Below are 22,314 nucleotides of genomic sequence, written 5' to 3'. Positions count from 1 at the left end.
AGCGATGACCCACCCCGCTGTTATTGATGAACTGATGACCCTTGTCGACCCTGGCAAGGTCCTGACTGACGCCGTTTCCCTCGAAGCCTACGGCAAGGACTGGACCAAGCATTACCCGCCAGCGCCCACGGCCATCGTGTTCCCCAAGAGCATCGCGCAGGTGCAGGCCATCGTTGCCTGGGCCAACCGCCATCAGGTCGCGCTGGTGCCGTCCGGTGGGCGTACCGGGCTGTCGGGCGGTGCCGTGGCGGCCAATGGCGAGGTCGTGGTCGCGTTCGATTACATGAACCAGATTCTCGACTTCAATGCGTTCGACCGCACGGTGGTGTGCCAGCCGGGGGTGATTACCCGGCAATTGCAGGCCTATGCCGAGGAGCAAGGCCTGTATTACCCGGTGGACTTCGCCTCCAGCGGCTCCAGCCAGATTGGCGGTAACATCGGCACCAACGCTGGCGGCATCAAGGTGATTCGCTACGGCATGACCCGCAACTGGGTTGCCGGGCTGAAAGTGGTTACCGGCAAGGGCGAGTTGCTGGAGCTGAACAAAGACCTGATCAAGAACGCCACCGGCTACGATCTGCGCCAGCTGTTCATTGGTGCCGAGGGCACGCTGGGCTTTGTGGTCGAAGCGACCATGCGCCTTGACCGCGCCCCGCGCAACCTCACCGCGATGGTGCTGGGCACGCCGGATTTCGACTCGATCATGCCGGTGCTGCATGCCTTCCAGGCCAAGCTCGACCTGACGGCCTTCGAGTTCTTTTCCGACAAGGGCCTGGCCAAGATCATGGGCCGTGGCGATGTGCCGGCGCCTTTCGAGACCGATTGCCCGTTCTATGCCCTGCTGGAGTTCGAAGCCAGCACCGAAGAGGTCGCCAACGAAGCCTTGGCCACCTTCGAGCACTGTGTCGAGCAGGGCTGGGTGCTGGACGGGGTGATGAGCCAGAGCGAAACCCAGCTGAAAAACCTGTGGAAGCTGCGTGAGTACCTGTCCGAAACCATCTCCCACTGGACCCCGTACAAAAACGACATTTCTGTCACCGTTTCCAAGGTGCCGGCGTTTTTGCGCGACATCGATGCCATCGTCGGCGAGCATTACCCGGACTACGAGGTGGTCTGGTACGGCCATATCGGCGATGGCAACCTGCACCTGAACATCCTCAAGCCCGACGCCATGAGCAAAGATGACTTCTTTGCCTCCTGCGCCAAGGTCAACAAGTGGGTGTTCGAAATCGTCCAGCGCTACAACGGCTCGATCTCGGCCGAGCATGGCGTGGGCATGACCAAGCGTGACTACCTCGGCTACAGCCGCTCGGCCGAAGAAATCGCCTGCATGAAGGCAATAAAGGCCGTCTTCGACCCTAACGGCATCATGAATCCGGGTAAGATCTTTGCTCCTGAATAATAAGCAGTATGCAGAGGAGTCGGCCATGAGTTACCAGCACCAGTACGTAGACGGCACGCGCATCCACTTCCCGTTGGGCAAGGTGGTGTGCATCGGCCGTAACTATGCCGAGCATGCCAAGGAACTGGACAACCCGATCCCCAGCGAGCCGTTGCTGTTCATCAAACCGGGCAGTTGTGTGGTGCCGCTGGAAGGTGGTTTCAAGATCCCGACCGACCGTGGCGTTGTGCATTACGAGGCCGAGATTGCTGTGCTGCTGGGCAAGCCGTTGTCCACCAAGCCAACCAAAGAAGAGGTGCTGGACGCCATCTCCGGTTACGCCCCGGCGCTCGACCTGACCCTGCGCGACGTGCAGGCCAAGCTCAAGGAAAAGGGCCTGCCCTGGGAGCTGTGCAAGAGCTTTGACGGCGCCTGCGTGCTGCCGCCGTTCGTTTCGGCGGCCAGTTTCGAGGATGTGACCGACATCCCGGTGCGCCTGACCCTCAACGGCCAAGTGGTGCAGGACGGCAACAGCGCGTTGATGCTCAACCCGATCGTGCCGATGATCCAGTACATGGCGGCGCATTTCTCGCTGCAGGCGGGCGATGTGATCTTGACCGGTACCCCGGCGGGCGTAGGGCCGTTCAATGTGGGTGATGAGCTGGTGATTGAGTTGCCGGGTGTGAGCCGCTTCGAAAGCCGGGTGCTCTGAACCGGAACCGCGTTGCCTTCTTCGCGGGCAAGCCCGCTCCCACAGGGGCTGCACAAGACCTGACATTGTGAAATACCTGTGGGAGCTGGCAAGCCCGTTCCCACAGGGACTGCATAAAACTTGAAGCTTGTGAAATGCCTGTGGGAGCGGGCTTGCCCGCGAAGAGGCCGGCACTGTTTACCGATTTTTCACACCTTATCTGGATAATGCGCGGACCTACGCCCATTTTCCCAGGATCCACGTATGCCATCTCGCTCCAGCGCCCCGGCAACTCCCAAGCGTCGCTTCTACTTGCGCTGGCCGTTCGGCCTGGCGGTTGCAGCGGTGATCGGCTATGGCGTATCCGTGGCCATGCACTGGGATGACCGCGGGGCACTGTGGGTGAAGGAAAGCTTTGAAAGCACCGCCGAGCAAAGCGAGAGCGTCTGGCTTCCGGCCTATCAGGCCGATATCGACGCCAAACCGCTGCCCGGCATGGACGATGACGAAGCCTCGGACGTGGCCTTCAACCCGCAAACCCGCACCTTGTTCGCCGTCATGGGCAAGAACCCGTTCCTGGTCGAGCTCAGCCTGGACGGCAACGTGCTGCGCCAGATTCCATTGAATGGCTGGAACAACCCGGAAGGGCTGGCCGTGATGGATGACGGGCACTTGGCAATCGTCGACGAACGGCTGCACGACCTGACTGTTGTCAAGGTGGATGCGCACACCACGTCGCTTAACCATGGCGACTTCCCGAGCTACGACCTGGGCAAGTCGGTGAAGAGCAACAAGGGCTTCGAGGCCGTGGCCTGGGACCCGATGCGTCAACGCCTGGTGATCGGCGAAGAGCGCCCGCCCAAGCTGTACACCTGGAGCACCGATGGCCGTAGCCCGCTCAAGGGCGACAAACAGCTGTTGCCCAATGATGAACTCGACCTGCGCAACCTGTCGGCCCTCGGCGTCGACCCGCGTACCGGGCACTTGCTGGCATTGTCGGCGGACTCCAACATGCTGCTGGAGCTGGATGAGCAGGGCCAGCAAGTCAGCTTCATGACCTTGCTGGGCGGTTTCAACGGCCTTGAGCACACCATCCCGCGTGCCGAAGGCGTGGCCATGGACGACCAGGGCAACCTGTACATGGTCAGTGAGCCGGCGCTTTTCTATCGGTTCAAGAAAAACTGACAGCAACATCAGACTTGTCGGATGCTGGCATTAAGCTTTGATTCAGTTGTTCATGGTTAGATTCGCCACCCTTACGTCGAGTCTGTCCCCAAATGCGTCGCTATCTTCGCCTGTCACTGATTCCTGCCTTTATTGGCTTGCTCTTGCTCGGCTGGGCCGGGCAGGAGTTTCGCCTGTTCGAGCGCGGCTGGTTCAACCTGAAAACCTGGTGGCAGCCAGCCGAACAGGGGATCGGCCTGGACCGTTATCGTGTGGTGGTCGAGGCGCAGCCTGTCGAGGGGCTGGACGATGACATTTCGGCGCTGACCTACGACCCAGACCGCAAGACCCTGTTCACCGTGACCAATGCACGTTCGGAGCTGATCGAGCTGTCGCTGGACGGGCGCATCCTGCGGCGCGTGCCGCTGACCGGCTTTGGCGACCCGGAGGCGGTGGAATACGTGGGCCCCAACAGCTATGTGATCACCGATGAGCGCCAGCAACGGCTGATTCGTGTGCGCCTGGACGACGATACGCTGTTCCTCGATGCCGGCGATGCCGAGCAGTTGACCCTGGGCATTGGCCTGAACGGCAACAAGGGGTTCGAGGGGCTGGCGTACGACTCGGCCGGCAAGCGCCTGTTCGTGGCCAAGGAGCGCGACCCGATGCTGATCTACGAGGTGCATGGCTTCCCGCATGACAACCCCGAGCAGCCTTATGCCGTGCATGTGGTGCAGGACCGCAAGCGTGACTCGCGTTTGTTTGTGCGGGACCTGTCGAGTTTGCAGTTCGACGAGCGCAGCGGCCATTTGTTGGCGCTGTCGGATGAATCGCGGCTGGTGCTGGAACTGGATGTGAAGGGCAAGCCGCTCAGTACCTTGTCGCTGCGCAAGGGGTACCAGGGGTTGAAGAAGACGGTGCCGCAGGCGGAAGGGATTGCGATGGATGAGGCAGGGACCATTTACCTGGTCAGTGAGCCGAACCTGTTTTACGTGTTCAAACAGCCGGCAGATTAAATGCGGCCCTGCGCGATGCAGGTAGGAGCAGCCTTGTGCTGCGAAGAGGCCGGTAACAGCAGCGCAGATTCACTGTGTAGTCACCGGCCTCTTCGCAGCACAAGGCTGCTCCTACCTGGACAGCGCAGGGCTAGAACAACGCTTATAGGCCTGGGTTACTCGGCCTTGAGGGTTTTCACACCTTCAGCGGTGCCGAGCAGCAGCAAGTCCGCCGGGCGTGCCGCGAACAGGCCGTTGGTCACCACGCCGACGATCGCATTGATCTGCGCTTCGAGCTCGACCGGGTTGGTGATCTGCAGGTTGTACACGTCCAGGATCACGTTACCGTTGTCGGTCAGCACACCCTCGCGGTACACCGGGTCACCGCCCAGCTTGACCAGCTGGCGCGCCACGTGGCTGCGGGCCATCGGGATCACTTCGACGGGCAGCGGGAAGGCGCCCAGCACCGGTACCAGCTTGCTGGCATCGGCGATGCAGATGAAGGTCTTGGCCACGGCCGCGACGATCTTCTCGCGGGTCAGGGCCGCGCCGCCGCCCTTGATCAGGTTCAGGTGCGCGTCGCTCTCGTCGGCGCCGTCCACATAGAACTCCAGCTCGCTGACGCTGTTCAGCTCGTAGACCGGGATGCCATGACCCTTCAGACGCTGGGCGGTAGCCTCGGAGCTGGCGACTGCGCCATCGAAGGCGGTCTTGTGCTGAGCCAGGGCGTCGATGAAGAAGTTGGCGGTCGAACCGGTACCGACGCCGACGACGCTCTTTTCATCCAGCTTGGGCAGAATGAAGTCGACAGCGGCCTGGGCGACGGCCTGTTTGAGTTGGTCCTGGGTCATGCGGGCTCCGAGAGGGGCGGGGAGGTTTTCAAAGGGGCTGGGTTTCAAAGGGGCTTAGTATAGCGGCTTGCGCGGCTTTGCTGTGGTCGCCCGACGTAGCGCTGGGGTAGACTCGCAGCCCTTGTCCCGCGGCCAGTGATGCTTTCCCGATGCTCGAACAGTACGTCAAGAAGATCCTCACCTCGCGCGTCTATGACGTCGCCGTCGAAACGCCGCTGCAGAGCGCCGGGCAGCTGAGCAAACGCCTCGGCAACCAGATCTTGCTCAAGCGCGAAGACCTGCAGCCGGTGTTCTCGTTCAAGATTCGCGGGGCGTACAACAAGCTGGCGCAACTGACCCCAGAAGAGCTGGCCCGCGGCGTGGTCACCGCCTCGGCCGGCAACCATGCCCAGGGCCTGGCCCTGGCGGCGCGTGAGCTGGGTATCAAGGCAACCATCGTGATGCCCAAGACCACCCCGGAGATCAAGATCGAAGGCGTGCGTTCGCGGGGCGGCAAGGTGGTATTGCACGGCGACACCTTCCCCGAGGCGCTGGCCTACTCGCTCAAGCTGGTCGATGAGAAGGGCTTCGTCTATATCCACCCCTATGACGACCCGCACACCATCGCTGGGCAAGGCACGGTGGCCATGGAGATCCTGCGTCAGCACCCGGGCCGGCTGGACGCGATTTTCGTGCCGGTCGGCGGCGGCGGCCTGATCGCCGGCATCGCGGCCTACGTGAAGTACCTGCGCCCGGAAATCAAAGTGATCGGCGTCGAGCCGGACGACTCCAATTGCCTGCAGGCCGCCATGGCCGCGGGTGAGCGCGTGGTGTTGCCGCAGGTCGGGCTGTTCGCCGACGGTGTGGCGGTGGCGCAGATTGGCCAGCACACCTTCGACATCTGTCGCCTGCACGTGGATGAAGTGATCACTGTCAGTACTGACGAGATCTGTGCAGCCATCAAGGATATCTACGACGATACCCGCTCGATCACCGAACCTGCTGGCGCGCTGGGGGTTGCCGGCATCAAGAAGTATGTCGAGCTGTATGGCGTGACCGGCCAGACCCTGGTTGCCATCGATTCGGGTGCCAACGTCAACTTCGATCGCCTGCGCCATGTGGCCGAGCGTGCCGAACTGGGTGAAAAACGCGAAGCCATCATCGCCGTCACCATCCCCGAGCGCCCGGGCAGCTTCAAGGCGTTCTGCGAGGCGATCGGCAAGCGCCAGATCACCGAATTCAACTACCGCAAGCACACCTCCGACGAGGCGCACATCTTCGTCGGCGTGCAGACCCACCCAGAGAACGACCCGCGTGCGGTGTTGGTGCAGCAACTGACCGAGCAGGGCTTCCCGGTTACCGACCTGACCGACAACGAACTGGCCAAGTTGCACATTCGTCACATGGTGGGTGGCCATTCGGCCGGCGCCAGTGATGAGATCGTGCTGCGCTTCGAGTTCCCCGAGCGGCCGGGTGCGTTGTTCAACTTCCTCAACAAGCTGGGCGGGCGCTGGAATATCTCGATGTTCCACTACCGCAACCACGGCGCCGCCGACGGGCGCGTGGTGGCGGGCTTGCAGGTACCGGAAGACGAACGCCACCTGGTGCCAGCGGCGCTGGCCAAGATCGGTTACCCGTACTGGGACGAGACCGATAACCCGGCTTACCGGTTGTTTTTGGGTTGAGCGACTAAGCTTGGCTCATCGCGCATGGATATGAAGACATGGAACACCTGACGATGCTCAAGGCCTTGCACATCACCGCCACTGCGCTGCTGCTTCTGGGCGCGCTGGGCTTGGTGATCTGGACAGTTCGCGCCCGCCGGCTGGGCGATGCCGAGGCCTACGGCAAATTGCTGCGCCGGCCGCTGGTGTTCGTCTGGTTGGTCATGGGCGTGTGCCTGGTGAGCATGCCGGTCACTGGCTGGTGGCTGGTGCACCTGGTCGGCTGGCCACTGGGGCAGACCTGGGTGCTGGCATCCAGCGTCATCTATACGCTGGGTGCGTTTGCCGTGTGGTGGCTGCTGGTGCGCTTGAACCGGCTGCGCAAGGCGCAGGTGGTAGGGCTGCGCCTTACCTTGGCCTTGGCGGTGTTCAGCGGGGTTTGCTTCTTGTCCATTGCCGGCTTGATGGGTGCCAAGCCAGTCTGATGGCAGGTCGTGCACAAGGCCTGAAACCTGTGCAGCACCTGTAGGAGCTGGCTTGCCTGCGATGGGGCGCGAAGCGGCCCCAAAATCTCAATCCCTCAGCGAAATCACCGGCCACCCACGCTGTTCTGCTTCCGCCCGCAGGTTCGGATCCGGGTCCACCGCCACCGCATGCGTCACCTGCTGCAGCAACGGCAGGTCATTCATCGAATCGCTGTAGAAATAGCTGTCTTCAAGGTCGTAGCCGTTTTCCAGCATCCAGCGCTGCAACCTCGTCACTTTCCCTTCACGGAAACACGCTATATCGGTACTACGCCCGGTGTAGCGGCCAGCTTCGGTCTCGCATTCGGTCGCCAGCAGGGTACGCACGCCCAAACGGCGGGCGATTGGCGCGGTCACGAAACGGTTGGTGGCGGTGATGATCACCAGCTTGTCGCCCGCCTCGCGGTGCTGCTGCAGCAACGCCAGGGCCTTAGGCAGGATGATCGGCTCGATGCAGTCCCGCATGAAATCGCGGTGCCACGCGTCGAGCTGGGCCATAGGCGTTGCCGCCAGAATCTCCATGGAAAAGGCCAGGTAGGCCTGCAAGTCCAGGGTGCCGTTCAGGTAGTGCTGGTAGAAGGCATCGTTGCGTTGTTTGTAGGCGACCGGGTCGAGGATGCCGCGCTCGCACAGATAGTCACCCCAGGCATGGTCGCTGTCGCCACCGAGGAGGGTATTGTCCAGGTCGAATAAAGCCAGGCGCATCGCGTTCACTCGCATCAGCTACAAGGTAGGCCCGCAGAATACGGAGTTTTCACCTCGCTGCACATAAGCTTGGCGGGCGCGTTGCTGCGCTCGCAGGCTTTGTGGAACAATGCGGTGACATGCGTTTGCGAGGTTGCTGCCGTGATCGACCCGGATGGTTTTCGCCCCAATGTCGGGATCATTCTCACGAATGATGCCGGGCAGGTGCTATGGGCTCGACGGATCAACCAGGATGCCTGGCAATTTCCCCAGGGTGGCATCAACCCTGACGAGACGCCGGAAGATGCCCTGTACCGCGAGCTGAACGAAGAAGTTGGCCTTGAACGCGACGATGTGGAAATTCTTGCCTGCACGCGTGGCTGGTTGCGTTATCGTTTACCCCAGCGTCTGGTGCGTACGCACAGCCAGCCGCTGTGCATTGGCCAGAAGCAGAAGTGGTTCCTGCTGCGTCTGGTAAGCAACGAACAAAGGGTGCGGATGGACCTGACGGGCAAGCCGGAGTTCGACGGCTGGCGCTGGGTCAGCTATTGGTACCCGCTGGGCCAGGTTGTGACATTCAAGCGCGAGGTCTACCGTCGCGCCCTGAAAGAGCTAGCACCGCGTCTTCTGACGCGCGACTGACGACGGAGTTCGACCCCGAGCCATGCTCAATACGCTGCGCAAGATCGTCCAGGAAGTGAACTCCGCCAAAGATCTCAAGACGGCGTTGGGGATCATTGTCTTGCGCGTCAAGGAGGCCATGGGCAGCCAGGTCTGCTCCGTCTACCTGCTTGACCCGGAAACCAACCGCTTCGTGCTGATGGCCACCGAGGGCCTGAACAAGCGTTCGATCGGCAAGGTCAGCATGGCCCCCAACGAGGGCCTGGTCGGCCTGGTCGGTACCCGGGAAGAGCCGCTGAACCTGGAAAACGCCGCCGATCACCCGCGTTATCGCTACTTTGCCGAAACCGGTGAAGAAAAATTCGCCTCCTTCCTGGGTGCACCGATCATTCACCACCGTCGGGTGGTCGGGGTGCTGGTCATCCAGCAGAAGGAACGCCGCCAGTTCGATGAGGGCGAAGAAGCCTTCCTGGTCACCATGAGTGCCCAGCTCGCCGGGGTTATCGCCCACGCCGAGGCGACCGGCTCGATCCGTGGCCTGGGCCGCCAGGGCAAGGGCATTCAGGAGGCTCGCTTCGTCGGCGTGCCGGGCTCGCCAGGCGCCGCCGTTGGCCGCGCAGTGGTGATGTTGCCGCCGGCCGACCTCGAAGTGGTGCCGGACAAGACTGTCGAAGACATCGACGCCGAACTCAAACTGTTCCAGAACGCCCTTGAAGGCGTGCGCGCCGACATGCGCAAGCTGTCGGCCAAGCTGGCCACCCAGCTGCGGCCCGAAGAGCGCGCGTTGTTCGACGTGTACCTGATGATGCTCGAAGACGCCGCCCTGGGCGGCGAGGTGACCGAGGTCATCAAGACCGGCCAGTGGGCCCAGGGCGCTTTGCGCCAAGTGGTCGGCGAGCACGTCAACCGCTTCGAGCTGATGGACGATGACTACCTGCGCGAGCGCGCTTCGGACGTCAAGGACCTTGGCCGCCGGCTGCTCGCCTACCTGCAGGAGGCTCGCTCGCAATCGCTGGTGTACGCCGACAATACCATCCTGGTCAGCGAAGAACTGACGCCAGCGATGCTGGGCGAAGTGCCGGAGGGCAAGCTGGTCGGCCTGGTGTCGGTATTGGGTTCGGGCAACTCCCACGTCGCGATCCTGGCCCGCGCCATGGGTATTCCGACTGTGATGGGCCTGGTCGACCTACCGTATTCCAAGGTCGATGGCATCGAGCTGATCGTCGACGGCTACAAGGGCGAGGTGTTCACCAACCCCAGCGACGTGTTGCGCAAGCAGTACAGCGAAGTGGTCGAGGAGGAGCGCCAGCTGGCGCAAGGCCTGGATGCGCTGCGCGAGCTGCCCTGCGTCACCCCGGATGGCCACCGCATGCCGCTGTGGGTCAACACCGGCCTGCTGGCCGACGTCGCCCGTGCCCAGCAGCGTGGCGCCGAAGGGGTAGGCCTGTACCGCACCGAAGTGCCGTTCATGATCAACCAGCGCTTCCCCAGCGAGAAAGAGCAGCTGGCGATCTACCGCGAACAGCTGGCGGCCTTCCACCCGCTGCCAGTGACCATGCGTACCCTGGATATCGGCGGGGACAAGGCGCTGTCGTACTTCCCGATCAAGGAAGAAAACCCCTTCCTGGGTTGGCGCGGCATTCGCGTTACCCTCGACCACCCAGAAATCTTCCTGGTCCAGACCCGCGCCATGCTCAAGGCCAGCGAAGGCTTGAACAACCTGCGCATCCTGCTGCCGATGATTTCTGGCATTCACGAGCTGGAAGAGGCACTGCACCTGATCCACCGCGCGTGGGGTGAGGTGCGTGACGAAGGCACCGATGTGCCGATGCCGCCGGTTGGCGTGATGGTCGAGATCCCTGCGGCGGTGTACCAGACCAAGGAGCTGGCGCGGCAGGTGGACTTCCTGTCGGTCGGTTCCAACGACCTGACCCAGTACCTGCTGGCGGTCGACCGCAACAACCCACGGGTCGCCGACCTATACGATTACCTGCACCCGGCCGTGCTTCAAGCCTTGAACACGGTGGTGCGCGATGCCCATGGCGAGGGCAAGCCGGTCAGCATTTGCGGCGAGATGGCCGGTGACCCGGCGGCAGCGGTGCTGTTGATGGCGATGGGCTTCGACAGCTTGTCGATGAACGCCACCAACCTGCCCAAGGTGAAGTGGATGCTGCGCCAGATCAACATGAGCAAGGCCAAGGAGCTGCTGGCCGAAGCCATGAGCCATGACAACCCGCAGGTTATCCACAGCTCGCTGCAATTGGCGCTGAAGAACCTAGGGTTGGCGCGGATGATCGGGCCTGGGGCGAACAAGACCCTCTGACCTGTACCGGCCTCTTCGCAGCACAAGGCTGCTCCTACAAGGCGATTGAGCTGAGCCCCAGATTATGGACGGGTGTTCAACATCAGGCGCGCCGTTCAATCCCTTGTAGGAGCAGCCTTGTGCTGCGAAGGGCTGCAAAGCAGCCCCCTGGCCCTCAAGCCATAATCTCAATTTCTCCCAAATGCCCCCCAAGCGGCCCGAAACTGCGCTCAACCAGCCGTCTTCTCCCCTGATCATCCACGATCAGCACAGTACTCGCCCGCGTCCCATAATTCTGGCTGGCAATAAACACACTCGACAGCAGCTTCTCGGTCGCCAACCCCACGCCCGTTTCCGGTAACTCGCTTTCGGCTGCCGGTTCACCATCGGCCAGCAACCCTAGCAAGCGCTGCGGGTCTGCTGACTCAAGCAACCCCTCCAGCCCGCTGCGCGCCTTCACCAGCTTCGGCCACGGCGTATCCAACCCGGCATTGGATAACCCATAGACCCCAGGCTCCAGCAAGCGCGGCGCGGCGTCTCGGGCGTGCAGAAAGCCTAACTGCGCCCCATCACCCACCAGCAAGTTAAACCCCGAATACTGGCGGCTGCGGCTGGCCACCTGGTCAAGATAGGCTTCCACGCCAAGCTCACCCTGCAGAAACCCCGCCACCAGCTCCCCGCGCGAGCGCACGCCCAAGGCTTGCCCAGGGTCGCGAATGTTGGTCAGCGCCGCAAAGCGCCCCTGCGGCCCCACGCCCAGCCAGGTACCGCCAGCCTCCAGGTCACGCCCGGCATAGACGCCAGGGGCATCCTCCCAGGCGGTTAGGGCCTGCGTGGGCCGGGCATAGAACTCGTCGCGGTTGGCCGCCACGATCAGCGGCAGGGCATGCCCCGGCCGCCAGGCGAATACGATCAGGCACATCGGTTGGGCCTCTGTGTTTTTTGCCACTCTACCCACTGCGGCGGTGCTGATCCATCCTGTCACGAAGTTCACTAGAGCCTCAGGGCCGGCTTCCGTTACCATGCCGGATTGATTTTCTCAGGGGCAACGAATGGAGTTCGTACTCTATCTGCTGTTAGGTGCATGTGCCGGCGTGCTGGCCGGGCTGTTCGGCGTTGGCGGTGGCATCATCATCGTGCCGGTGCTGGTGTTCAGTTTCACCTTGCAGGGCTTCGACCCCTCGGTATTGACCCACCTGGCTGTCGGCACGTCGTTGGCAACCATCATCTTCACCTCGATCAACGCGGTGCTCGAACACCATCGGCGGGGTGCGGTGCAGTGGCCGATCTTCGCCTGGATGACCCTGGGCATCCTGATTGGCGCTGGTATCGGCGCCAAGACCGCCTCGTTGATCCAGGGCCCGCTGCTGCAGAAGATCATCGGTGTGTTCGCCCTGATCATTGCTGCGCAAATGGCCCTGGACTTCAAACCCAAGGCCAGCCGCGGCATCCCTGGCAAGCCCGCGCTGACCGCAGCAGGTGGGGTGATTGGCTGGGCTTCGGCGATATTCGGTATTGGTGGCGGCTCGCTGACCGTGCCGTTCCTGACCTGGCGCAGCTTGCCCATGCAGCAGGCAGTGGCAACGTCCTCGGCCTGTGGCCTACCCATTGCCGTGGCCAGTGCCCTGAGCTTCATGTGGCTTGGCTGGCACGAAGAACACTTGCCGGCCCACAGCCTGGGCTACGTGTACCTGCCTGCGCTGGTCGGCATTGCCGTGACCAGCATGTTTTTCGCCCGCTTCGGCGCGCGCCTGGCGCACAAACTGTCGCCACGCCTGCTCAAGCGTTTGTTCGCCGCGCTGCTGTTCTGCGTCGGCCTCAGCTTTTTGATTTAGCTCGCTGATTTGAAACTAGAGGAATATCCATGCTGCCTTACCCGCAGATAGACCCCGTGGCCGTGGCCCTCGGGCCGCTGAAAATCCACTGGTACGGCCTGATGTACCTGGTCGGCATCGGCGGCGCCTGGCTGCTCGCCTCGCGTCGGCTGAACCGCTTCGACCCCACCTGGTCCCGTGAAAAGCTGTCCGACCTGGTGTTCTGGCTATCGATGGGGGTGATCGTCGGGGGCCGCCTGGGTTACGTGCTGTTTTACGACCTGCACGCCTACCTGGCCAACCCGACGCTGATCTTTGAGGTGTGGAAGGGCGGCATGTCGTTCCACGGCGGCTTCATCGGCGTGATGATGGCGGCGGTATGGTTCGGCAAGCGCAACAACAAGTCGTTCTTCGAGCTGATGGACTTCGTCGCGCCAATGGTGCCGATCGGCCTGGGTGCCGGGCGTATCGGCAACTTCATCAATGCCGAGCTGTGGGGCAAGGCGACCGACGTGCCGTGGGCGATGGTGTTCCCACCGTTCAGCGACCCTGCCCAGCTGCCGCGCCACCCCTCGCAGCTGTATCAGTTCGCCCTGGAAGGCGTGGCGCTGTTCCTGATCCTGTGGCTGTATTCGCGCAAGCCACGCCCGACCATGGCGGTATCCGGCATGTTCGCCCTGTTCTACGGGATCTTCCGCTTCATCGTCGAGTTCGTCCGCGTGCCAGATGCCCAGCTGGGCTACATTGCCTGGGGTTGGCTGACCATGGGTCAGATACTCTGCATCCCGATGATTCTGGCCGGCCTCGGATTGATCTGGTGGGCTTATAATCGCAAACCTACGGCGAAACCCGCCATCTGACTTCCAACGGCAGGGGTGATCCCTCTGCCGTTCTTGCTACAGGTAAGCCATGAAACAGTATCTGGACCTGGTCCGTGACGTCATCGAAAACGGCACCCTTCAGGAAAACCGTACCGGCATCCGCACCATCAGCCTGCCGGGCGCCATGCTGCGTTTCGACCTGCAGAAGGGCTTTCCGGCCATCACCACGCGCAAGCTGGCCTTCAAGTCGGCCATCGGCGAGATGGTCGGTTTTCTGCGGGGCGTGAAAAACGCGGGTGAATTCCGTGAGCTGGGCTGCAAGGTCTGGGACCAGAACGCCAACGAAAACGCCCAATGGCTGGCCAACCCGTTCCGCCAGGGGCATGACGACCTGGGCGAGATCTACGGCGTTCAGTGGCGCCAATGGCCGGGCTACAAACGCATCCCGCTGAGCAACCCGGCGGCCATTGAGATGGCCGAGAAACAGGGTTTCCGCAAGATTGCCCAGGACCAGGAGGACGGCCAGGCGTTTGTCGTCCTGTACAAGGCCATCGACCAGGTGCGCCAGTGCCTGGACACCATCGCCAATGACCCGGGCAGCCGGCGCATCCTGTTCCATGGCTGGAACTGCGCCCAGTTGGATGAAATGGCCCTGCCGCCGTGCCACCTGCTGTACCAGTTCCACCCGAATGCCGAGACTCGGGAAATTTCCCTGACCCTGTACATTCGCTCCAACGACCTGGGCTTGGGCACGCCGTTCAACCTCACCGAGGGGGCGGCCTTGCTGTCGCTGTTCGGCCGCCTGACCGGCTACACCCCGCGCTGGTTCACGTATTTCATTGGTGATGCCCATGTGTACGAAAACCACCTGGACATGCTCAACGAGCAGCTCAAGCGCGAACCGCTCGAGGCGCCGAAGCTGGTGATCAGCGATCGCGTGCCGGCGTTTGCCGACACCGGCAAGTATGAGCCGGAGTGGCTGGAGAAGATCGAGCCGAGTGATTTCAGCCTGGAAGGGTATGAGCATCATGCGCCGATGACGGCGCCGATGGCGGTGTGATTTTCTAGGTTGCCGGGGCTGCCTTGCAGCCCCCCAGCAATCTCAATGCCCGTGGCTTCGCCCCACATGCGAATGATCGCCTTCCGGTACAGATACCGCCCCGTTCACCTCCAGTTGCTGCAAGATCGCGCATTCACTCCCCGGCGCGCTGCACCTCTGTCGCAGCTCCACCAACTGCTCCTGCAACGCCACCAAACCATCGATACGCGCCTGTACATGGACGATATGCTCGTCGATCAACGCATTGACGCTGCCGCACGACCCTTCGGGGCTGTCGCGCAGGCGTAGCAGGCTGCGGATTTCGTCCAGGGTCATGTCCAGGGTCCGGCAGTTGCGGATGAAGGTCAGCCGCTCGACGTGGGCCTGGGTGTAGAGCCGGTAGTTGCCGTCGGTGCGCGCCGGCTCCGGCAACAGTTGCTCGCGCTCGTAATAGCGGATGGTCTCCACGGCGCAGTCGGTGGCTTTTGCCAGTTCTCCAATCTTCATCGCGAAATCTCCAGCGGATGGCTTGACCCTATAGTGGCTACAGGGTGTTCACTTGGCAACAGGCTCACTTTAAGGATGACCCAATGAACCAGCCTGCCAGCCCCCACCACAAGCATGACCACCACGCCCACAGCTGCTGCGGCAGCGCGGCCGCCCCGGCGTTGGTGCAGTTGAGCGAAAAAGCCAGCGGCGACGCACAGCTCAGCCGCTTCCGTATCGAGGCCATGGACTGCCCCACCGAGCAAACGCTGATCCAGGACAAGCTGGGCAAGCTGGCGGGCATCGAGCAGTTGGAGTTCAACCTGATCAACCGCGTGCTTGGCGTGCGCCACACGCTGGCGGGTACCGCCGAGATCGAGCGGGCTATCGACAGCCTGGGCATGAAGGCCGAGCCCCTCATCGAAGGGGACGAGGCCGCCGCGAACGCTGCCCCGCCCAGCAAAACCCGCTGGTGGCCGCTGGCGTTATCCGGTGTCGCGGCCATCGCCGCCGAAATCGTGCATTTCACCGGGCTTGCACCCCAATGGCTGGTGGCGGCGCTGGCCTTGGCGGCGATCCTGGGTTGCGGCCTGGGCACCTACAAGAAGGGCTGGATTGCCCTGAAAAACCGCAACCTCAACATCAACGCGCTGATGAGCATTGCCGTGACTGGCGCTGTGCTGATCGGCCAGTGGCCGGAAGCGGCCATGGTGATGGTGTTGTTCACGGTCGCCGAGCTGATCGAAGCGCGGTCCCTGGACCGTGCTCGCAATGCCATCAGCGGCCTGATGCAGCTCACCCCTGACAGGGCCACAGTGCTGCAAGCCGATGGCCAGTGGCGCGAAGTGGAAGTGCGGGAGGTGGCCATCGGTGCCTTGGTGCGGGTACGGCCGGGCGAGCGCATCGGCCTGGATGGCGAAGTGACTAGTGGCCAATCCAGCGTCGATCAGGCGCCGATCACCGGTGAAAGCCTGCCAGTGGAAAAAGCCGTGGGCGACAAACTATTCGCCGGCACCATCAACCAGGCCGGTGCGCTGGAGTTTCGCGTCACTGCCGGCGCTGGGCAATCGACGCTGGCGCGCATCATCAAGGCCGTCGAAGAGGCCCAAGGTGCCCGTGCGCCGACTCAGCGTTTTGTCGACCGATTCTCGCGCATCTACACACCCGTGGTGTTCGCCGTGGCCTTGGCGGTAGCGGTCATCCCGCCGCTGTTCATGGCAGGCGCCTGGTTCGACTGGGTCTACCGCGCCTTGGTGCTGTTGGTGGTGGCCTGCCCGTGCGCCTTGGTCATTTCAACCCCTGTGACCATCGTCAGTGGCCTGGCTGCAGCCGCGCGCAAGGGCATCCTGATCAAGGGTGGGGTGTACCTGGAAGGCGGGCGCAAGCTGGACTTCCTGGCCCTCGACAAGACCGGCACCCTGACCCACGGCAAGCCAGTGCAGACCGATGCGAAGGCCTTGGACCCCCTGTTCGAAGGCCGGGCCCAGGCGTTGGCTGCCAGCTTGGCCGAGCGCTCGGACCACCCGGTCTCACGTGCCATCGCCCAGTTCGGCAAGGCGCAAGGTTTGGCTTTGAGCGCAGTCGACGACTTCGCCGCATTGGCCGGTCGCGGTGTGCGGGGGGTGATCGAGGGTGAGCTTTACCACCTGGGCAATCACCGCCTGGTCGAGGAACTGGGCCTGTGCTCGCCTGAGTTGGAGGCGCAACTGGATGCGCTGGAGCGTCAAGGCAAAACCGTGGTCCTGCTGCTCGACCGCAGTGGCCCGCTGGCCCTGTTCGCCGTGGCCGACACGCTCAAGCAGAGCAGCCGCCAGGCGATTGCCGAATTGCATGAACTGGGTATCAAGACGGTCATGCTTACCGGCGACAATCCCCATACCGCCGAGGCCATCGCCGCCCAGGTCGGCATCGATCGCGCCGAAGGCAACCTGCTGCCGGCCGACAAGCTGAAGACCATCGAGGCCCTGTATGCCCAAGGCCATCGGGTGGGCATGGTTGGCGACGGTATCAACGATGCACCGGCCCTCGCCCGTGCCGAGATCGGCTTTGCCATGGCGGCCGCGGGCACCGACACGGCCATCGAGACGGCCGACGTGGCGTTGATGGACGACGACTTGCGCAAAATCCCGGCCTTCGTCAGGCTGTCGCGCCAAAGTGCGGCGATTCTCAGGCAGAACATCATTCTGGCCCTGGGCATCAAGGCGATATTCCTGGCGATCACCTTTGCCGGCATGGCGACCATGTGGATGGCGGTGTTCGCCGACATGGGCGTGAGCCTGCTGGTGGTGTTCAACGGCTTGCGCCTTTTGCGCAAATAGAGGACGTGCATGCTGAGTTCCGAGCTCAAAGCCTTCTACATGGTGGCCCGCCTGGGCAGCATCACCCTGGCGGCGAAGAAGCTCGGGCTCAGCCAGCCCACCGTGACCACGCAGATCCGCAACCTGGAAAGCCAGTACGCAGTAGAGCTGTTCTACCGTGGCGGGCGGCGCCTGGTGTTGAGCGAGGAGGGCGTGCGCCTGCTGCCGAGGGTCAAGGCGCTGCTGCAGCAGGAGGCCGACATCGAGTTCGAACTGCGCAACAGTGGCCAGGCCCAGGGCAGCCTGCGCATTGCGGCCACCGCGCCTTACTACATCCTCGATCTGGTGAAGGTCTTCCGCGAGCGCCTGCCCCAGGTCGACGTTGCAGTGGAGATCGGCAACTCGCAGCAGGTGCTGGAAATGCTCGAGGACTACCGGGTCGATATCGCCGCTTCGTCGCAATTGGTGGAGGATGCCCGGTTGGTGCGCCGGGTATTGGGCACCGACCCGTTGGTGGTGGCTGTGCACCGCAACCATCCCTTGGCGCATCGTCAGGTGGTGTCCATCGACGTGGTGGCCGGGCATTGCCTGTTGATGCGCGAGCCGGGGTCGACCACACGCAAGCTGACCGAGCAGATGCTGCAGGAGGCCGGTGTGAAGGCCGGCACGTTGCTGGAAATTGGTAGCCGTGAGTCGATTCGCGAAGCGGTCCTGCGCAACATTGGCATCAGTGTGATTGCCCGCCATGAAGTGCCGCACAACCCCGAATTACGGGTGCTGGCGCTGGAGGCTGCACCGGTGATGCATGAGTACCTGTATTGCCTGAAGGAGCGGCGCCAGGCGCGTTTGCCAGCGGCGTTTCTGGGGGTTGCGCAGGAAGTGGCCGGCTCACAGTTCTGAATCATCCCTTGTAGGAGCAGCCTTGTGCTGCGAAGAGGCCGGTGCGCCTCATACATGTGCATCGCCGAGCAGGGCCTCTTCGCAGCACAAGGCTGCTCCTACCAAGAACCGTGGTGGCAGGTGGGGTACTACAAAATCTGCCTATACCACTATCGCGCGCTTTTGCCTGAAAGCCACAGAACCGTCGCACAGCCTTCCTAGCATGGCCCCATCTCTTCGATGAGGCCGTGCCATGAACAACGCCACCCCAGGCGCACAGATGAAAGTGCGCAACATCCACAAACGCTTCGGCGCCTTCACAGCGCTCAACGATGTCTCCCTGGACATCGCCGCCGGCGAGCTGGTGTGCTTGCTCGGCCCGTCCGGGTGCGGCAAGACCACGCTGTTGCGCTGCATCGCCGGCCTCGAACGCCAGGACCGCGGTGAGCTGTACATCGGCGAGCGCGACGTCTCGGCGCTGCCACCCCAGGCCCGCGACTACGGCATTCTGTTCCAGTCCTACGCGCTGTTCCCCAACCTGACCGTCGAAGCCAACATCGCCTATGGCCTGACCGGCAGCGGCCGCGAACAGGCCCGCCAGCGGGTGGCCGAAATGCTCCAGCTGGTCGGCTTGTCCGGTAGCGAAAAAAAGTACCCCGGGCAGCTTTCCGGTGGCCAGCAGCAGCGCGTGGCCCTGGCCCGCGCGCTGGCGCCGGCGCCTTCGCTGCTGTTGCTCGATGAGCCGATGTCGGCGCTGGACGCGCGGGTTCGCGAGCACCTGTGCACCGAGCTGCGCCAGCTGCAACGCCAGCTGGGTATCACCACCTTGATGGTTACCCACAACCAGGACGAGGCCATGCTGATGGCCGACCGCATTGCCGTGATGAACAACGGCCAGGTCGAGCAGTACGCCACGCCGCAGGCCATCTACGACCAGCCAGCCACGCCCTTCGTTGCCGAGTTCGTTGGCCAGGGTAACTGGCTGCCGTTCCAGCGCAGCGGTGACAGCCAGGCCCAGGTCGGCGGCATGAGCATGCGTTTGTCGCCTGGCTCGGCGCGGGCCAGCAGCGGCCGCTTGTTCTGCCGCCCCGAGGCGATCACGGTCAACCCGTCGGTGCATGAAGAAAACCTGTTTCCGGCCAAGGTCCGCGAGATCACGTTCCTCGGCAATCGCTGCCGCATGAGCTTCGAGTTCAAAGCCTTGCCGGGCCATGCCTTGCTGGCCGAACTGGCCCCCGAGGCCATGCCGCGGCTGGGCTCGCAGGACATCTGGGTGGCGCTGCCACCGCAGAGCCTGCAGGTGTTCGCCTAAGATGGCCGCGCCAATGTCCCTGCCGCTGAACCCGGCCAAGGCCGCGTCGCGCCACGGCGTTGCCTTGGGTGACCGGCTGTTCGTCGTCGGTGGGAAGTGGTTGCTGTTGATGCTGCTGGTACTGGCGGTGCTGATGCCGCTGCTGGCGATCTTCTGGCGTGGTTTCAGCGGTGACGCCGGCCAGGGCGGCGGCCTGGCGGCTGCCCGGGCGCTGTTCGCCAGCGAGAACTTCCACTGGCTGCTCGGCAATAGCTTGTCGGTGGCGTTCACCGTTGCGGCCATCGTTATCCCACTGGCTTACCTGTTCGCCTATGCGTTGCAACGCACGCTGATCCCGGCCAAGGGCCTGTGGCGGGGCATCTCGTTGCTGCCCCTGCTGGCGCCGTCGATGCTGCCGGCGATCGCGCTGGTCTACCTGTTCGGTAACCAGGGCCTGTTGCGCGGGCTGCTGAGCGACAACATCTACGGCTTCTGGGGGATCGTGCTCGGCGAGGCCATTTACACCTTCCCGCATGCATTGATGATTCTGCTGTCGGCCCTGTCGCTGGCCGATGCGCGCCTGTTCGATGCTGCGTCGAGCATGGGCGCCGGGCCGTGGCGGGCGTTCTCCAGCATTACCTGGCCCGCCACGCGCCAGGCGGTATTCGCCGCCTTTTGCCTGGTGTTTACCCTGACCATCACTGACTTCGGCGTCCCGGTTGTGGTCGGGGGGGATTATCAGGTGCTGGCCCTGGAGGCTTACAAGGCCGTCGTTGGCCAGCAGCAATTTGGCCGCGGCGCCCTGATTGGCATGGTCTTACTGGTGCCGGCACTGCTGAGCTTTGCTGTCGATGCCTGGTTGCGTCGCCGCCAGGGCGAGGCCATGAGTGGGCGGGCGCAGGTGTTCGAGCCCAAGCCCTCGCACCGCCGTGATGCCTGCTTCCTGGCGGTCGTGTTGATGGTCTGCGCGGTGCTGTTGCTGGTGATCGGCATGGCCGTGTATTCGTCGCTGGTCACCTTCTGGCCCTACAACCTGTCGCTGTCGCTCAAGCACTACCTGTTCGAGGACACCGCCGGCGGAGGCTGGCTGGCGTACCGCAATAGCGTGACCATGGCGATCGGCACGGCGCTGATCGGCAGCGTGGTGATTTTCTGCGGTGCCTACCTGATGGAAAAGACCCAGGGCCAACGCCTGCTCAACCAGTCGCTGCGCCTGCTCAGCTTCATCCCCATGGCGGTGCCGGGCCTCGTGCTGGGCCTGGGCTACGTGTTCTTCTTCAACCTCAACGGCAACCCCTTGCATGTGCTGTACGGCAGCATGGGCTTGTTGGTCATCTGCACCATTGCCCATTACCTGACCACTGCGCAGATGACCGCCACCACCGCACTGCGCCAGCTCGACGGCGAGTTCGAGGCCGCCGCATTGTCGCTCAAGGCGCCGCTGTATCGGCACTTCCTGCGGGTAACTGTGCCGATCTGCCTACCGGCGCTGCTGGACATCATCCGCTACCTGTTCGTCTCGGCGATGACCACCGTGTCGGCGGCGATCTTCCTCTACAGCCCCGACACCATCCTCGCCGCCGTTGCCGTGTTGAACATGGACGACGCGGGCAACGTTGGCGGTGCCGCCGCCATGTCGACTTTGATTCTGCTGACCAGCGCCAGCGCCTCATTGCTGCTGGCTGCAGCCTCACGCGGCCTGTTGCGCCGCTCCCAAGCCTGGCGCCAACGCGCCGCGGCTGCCTGACCTGTAAGGAACCCCACCATGTTCAAGCACCTTGCACTTGCTGCTGCCGTTTCTGCCGTGTTCAGCCTGCAGGCTTCGGCCGCCGGCACTCAGCTGACGGTTTACACCGCGCTGGAAGCCGAACAGCTCAAGACCTACAAGCAGGCCTTCGAAAAGGCCAACCCAGACATCGAGATCAAGTGGGTGCGCGATTCCACGGGCATCATTACCGCCAAACTGCTGGCTGAAAAAGACCGCCCGCAAGCCGATGCGGTGTGGGGGTTGGCGGCCTCCAGCCTGGCCGTGCTTGACCAGCACGGCATGCTCGAAGCCTATGCGCCCAAGGACCTGGGCAAGATCTCGGCAAACTACCGCGACGCAGCCAACCCACCGGCTTGGGTGGGCATGGACGTCTGGGCCGCGACCATTTGCTTTAACACCATCGAGGCCGAGAAGCAGGGCCTGAGCAAGCCGGTGAGCTGGCAAGACCTGACCAAGCCCGAGTACAAGGGCAAGATCGTCATGCCCAACCCGGCCTCGTCCGGCACGGGCTTCCTGGATGTCAGCGCCTGGCTGCAGACTTTTGGCGAGCCTCAGGGCTGGGCCTACATGGACGCCTTGCACCAGAACATCGGCCAGTACGTTCACTCCGGCTCCAAGCCGTGCAAGCTGGCGGCGGCGGGCGAGTTCCCGATCGGTATCTCGTTCGAATACCCCGCTGTGCAGCTCAAGCGCCAAGGCGCGCCGCTGGACATCGTGCTGCCCAAGGAGGGCCTGGGCTGGGAGATCGAGGCGACGGCGGTGATCAAAGGCACGCCAAAGGCCGATGCGGCCAAGCGTTTGGCAGACTTTTCGGCCAGCCCTGCGGCCATGGCGTTGTACAAGGAGAACTTCGCGGTGCTTGCCGCGCCGGGTATTGCCAAGCCGCAGACCGAGTTGCCGGCTGATTATGAGCAGCGGTTGATCAAGAACGACTTTGCCTGGGCCTCGAAGCACCGTGACGAGATTCTGGCCGAGTGGCGCAAGCGGTATGACGGTAAGTCGGAGAAGGTGGCGCAGCAGTGAAGGGGGGCGGGGCTGGGAGGTGCATGGCTTGAGGGGTGTG

The 22,314-nt window shown here is 63.1% G+C and carries 20 protein-coding genes; 16 read left to right on the top strand and 4 right to left on the bottom strand.

The genetic code is table 11. The features are described from left to right. Positions 1-4 precede the first annotated feature (4 nt). From AC5PZ0_RS05875 to AC5PZ0_RS05860, 4 genes are all read left to right on the top strand, one after another. A complete protein-coding gene (locus tag AC5PZ0_RS05875) occupies positions 5-1,402 on the top strand; it encodes an FAD-binding oxidoreductase (RefSeq protein WP_493854524.1) in 1,398 nt (465 codons plus the stop codon). Positions 1,403-1,427: 25 nt separating this feature from the next. Beyond that, positions 1,428-2,093, top strand: a complete 666-nt coding sequence (locus AC5PZ0_RS05870; protein ID WP_493854523.1) for a fumarylacetoacetate hydrolase family protein — start codon at positions 1,428-1,430, stop codon at positions 2,091-2,093. Positions 2,094-2,336: 243 nt separating this feature from the next. Continuing rightward, complete coding sequence (locus AC5PZ0_RS05865; protein WP_493854522.1) at positions 2,337-3,257, top strand: SdiA-regulated domain-containing protein; 921 nt, start codon at positions 2,337-2,339, stop codon at positions 3,255-3,257. 92 nt (positions 3,258-3,349) lie between these two features. Then, positions 3,350-4,252 (top strand): SdiA-regulated domain-containing protein, encoded by a 903-nt coding sequence (locus AC5PZ0_RS05860; protein WP_027592288.1) that lies wholly within the window; start codon positions 3,350-3,352, stop codon positions 4,250-4,252. 155 nt (positions 4,253-4,407) lie between these two features. On the opposite strand, the gene rpiA is transcribed toward AC5PZ0_RS05860, so the two are convergent. Next, positions 4,408-5,082 (bottom strand): ribose-5-phosphate isomerase RpiA, encoded by a 675-nt coding sequence (rpiA, locus tag AC5PZ0_RS05855; RefSeq protein ID WP_027592289.1) that lies wholly within the window; start codon positions 5,080-5,082, stop codon positions 4,408-4,410. Positions 5,083-5,231: 149 nt separating this feature from the next. Here rpiA and ilvA point away from each other — a divergent pair, with 149 nt between their 5' ends. Beyond that, on the top strand, positions 5,232-6,746 hold the full coding sequence (ilvA, locus tag AC5PZ0_RS05850; protein ID WP_027592290.1) for a threonine ammonia-lyase, biosynthetic: 1,515 nt from the start codon (positions 5,232-5,234) through the stop codon (positions 6,744-6,746). Between the two features lie 38 nt (positions 6,747-6,784). Further along, positions 6,785-7,210: a DUF2269 family protein gene (locus AC5PZ0_RS05845; protein WP_265969210.1), complete on the top strand. Its 426-nt coding sequence runs from the start codon at positions 6,785-6,787 to the stop codon at positions 7,208-7,210. Between the two features lie 87 nt (positions 7,211-7,297). On the opposite strand, the gene AC5PZ0_RS05840 is transcribed toward AC5PZ0_RS05845, so the two are convergent. Then, a complete protein-coding gene (locus tag AC5PZ0_RS05840) occupies positions 7,298-7,954 on the bottom strand; it encodes a histidinol-phosphatase (RefSeq protein WP_265969211.1) in 657 nt (218 codons plus the stop codon). 141 nt (positions 7,955-8,095) lie between these two features. On the opposite strand from AC5PZ0_RS05840, the gene AC5PZ0_RS05835 reads away from it, so the two are divergent. Both AC5PZ0_RS05835 and ptsP read left to right on the top strand, forming a co-directional pair. Then, positions 8,096-8,575, top strand: coding sequence for an RNA pyrophosphohydrolase (locus tag AC5PZ0_RS05835; protein ID WP_003249017.1), 480 nt, complete (start codon positions 8,096-8,098; stop codon positions 8,573-8,575). A gap of 22 nt (positions 8,576-8,597) precedes the next feature. Next, positions 8,598-10,877, top strand: a complete 2,280-nt coding sequence (gene ptsP, locus AC5PZ0_RS05830; RefSeq protein WP_099455649.1) for a phosphoenolpyruvate--protein phosphotransferase — start codon at positions 8,598-8,600, stop codon at positions 10,875-10,877. A gap of 154 nt (positions 10,878-11,031) precedes the next feature. Here ptsP and AC5PZ0_RS05825 read toward each other — a convergent pair whose 3' ends face one another. Continuing rightward, the gene (locus AC5PZ0_RS05825) at positions 11,032-11,778 is read right to left on the bottom strand and encodes an NRDE family protein (protein WP_493854521.1); all 747 of its coding nucleotides are present in this window, start codon (positions 11,776-11,778) and stop codon (positions 11,032-11,034) included. A 130-nt stretch (positions 11,779-11,908) separates the two neighbouring features. On the opposite strand from AC5PZ0_RS05825, the gene AC5PZ0_RS05820 reads away from it, so the two are divergent. The 3 genes from AC5PZ0_RS05820 to AC5PZ0_RS05810 are packed head-to-tail and all read left to right on the top strand — an operon-like array spanning position 11,909 to position 14,551. Then, complete coding sequence (locus AC5PZ0_RS05820; RefSeq protein ID WP_099430715.1) at positions 11,909-12,691, top strand: sulfite exporter TauE/SafE family protein; 783 nt, start codon at positions 11,909-11,911, stop codon at positions 12,689-12,691. Positions 12,692-12,720: 29 nt separating this feature from the next. Next, on the top strand, positions 12,721-13,530 hold the full coding sequence (gene lgt / locus AC5PZ0_RS05815) for a prolipoprotein diacylglyceryl transferase (protein ID WP_493854520.1): 810 nt from the start codon (positions 12,721-12,723) through the stop codon (positions 13,528-13,530). Positions 13,531-13,579: 49 nt separating this feature from the next. After that, a complete protein-coding gene (locus tag AC5PZ0_RS05810; RefSeq protein ID WP_027592297.1) occupies positions 13,580-14,551 on the top strand; it encodes a thymidylate synthase in 972 nt (323 codons plus the stop codon). Between the two features lie 42 nt (positions 14,552-14,593). Here the strand turns inward: AC5PZ0_RS05810 and cadR are convergent, their stop codons facing one another. Then, complete coding sequence (gene cadR, locus AC5PZ0_RS05805; protein WP_099430714.1) at positions 14,594-15,037, bottom strand: cadmium resistance transcriptional regulator CadR; 444 nt, start codon at positions 15,035-15,037, stop codon at positions 14,594-14,596. Between the two features lie 83 nt (positions 15,038-15,120). On the opposite strand from cadR, the gene AC5PZ0_RS05800 reads away from it, so the two are divergent. From AC5PZ0_RS05800 to AC5PZ0_RS05780, 5 genes are all read left to right on the top strand, one after another. Then, a complete protein-coding gene (locus AC5PZ0_RS05800; protein WP_493854519.1) occupies positions 15,121-17,334 on the top strand; it encodes a heavy metal translocating P-type ATPase in 2,214 nt (737 codons plus the stop codon). Between the two features lie 9 nt (positions 17,335-17,343). Then, positions 17,344-18,213 carry a LysR family transcriptional regulator gene (locus tag AC5PZ0_RS05795; protein ID WP_454242798.1) on the top strand — a complete coding sequence of 290 codons (870 nt, stop codon included), beginning with the start codon at positions 17,344-17,346 and terminating at the stop codon, positions 18,211-18,213. A gap of 232 nt (positions 18,214-18,445) precedes the next feature. Further along, the gene (locus tag AC5PZ0_RS05790) at positions 18,446-19,504 is read left to right on the top strand and encodes a putative 2-aminoethylphosphonate ABC transporter ATP-binding protein (protein WP_493854518.1); all 1,059 of its coding nucleotides are present in this window, start codon (positions 18,446-18,448) and stop codon (positions 19,502-19,504) included. Between the two features lies 1 nt (position 19,505). After that, entirely contained in the window at positions 19,506-21,230 is a 1,725-nt protein-coding gene (locus tag AC5PZ0_RS05785; protein ID WP_493854517.1) for a putative 2-aminoethylphosphonate ABC transporter permease subunit, read from the top strand. A gap of 18 nt (positions 21,231-21,248) precedes the next feature. Further along, a complete protein-coding gene (locus AC5PZ0_RS05780; protein ID WP_085272223.1) occupies positions 21,249-22,274 on the top strand; it encodes a putative 2-aminoethylphosphonate ABC transporter substrate-binding protein in 1,026 nt (341 codons plus the stop codon). Positions 22,275-22,314: the final 40 nt, after the last annotated feature.

The sequence above is a fragment of the Pseudomonas sp. 5.2 genome (genome assembly GCF_059025405.1).
This window is presented reverse-complemented; position numbering and strand designations above follow the sequence as displayed.